Here is a 236-nt window from a genome sequence, read left to right as displayed (position 1 = left end):
GGCATAGATGGCGGGCCGGTCGGTCGGGATCGGCCGCGGCTTGGCGGCGCGCAGCCGGTCAAGGGCGGTGGCGGCATCGAACGGGCCGATCTCGGCATTGGCCTTTTCGGCGGTGAAGGCGATGACGACCGGCACGCCGTTGGAGCCGGCGTCGTTGATCAGCCGCTCGGCGGTGGCGACGCGTTTGCCCCAATCGGCGGCACTTGCCCAGTCATTGTCGATAACCAGGGCAAGGG

General features: G+C 69.5%; 1 protein-coding gene. It reads right to left on the bottom strand.

Translation table 11 applies throughout. The features are described from left to right. A partial coding sequence (locus tag EOB59_RS35165) for a hypothetical protein (protein WP_164895883.1) occupies positions 1-236 on the bottom strand: 236 nt, incomplete at both ends.

It is taken from the genome of Mesorhizobium sp. M7A.F.Ca.MR.176.00.0.0 (assembly GCF_004023165.1).
Lineage (GTDB): Bacteria > Pseudomonadota > Alphaproteobacteria > Rhizobiales > Rhizobiaceae > Mesorhizobium.
The sequence above is the reverse complement of the archived record's forward strand: the minus strand, read 5'-3'. Positions and strand labels throughout refer to the sequence as shown.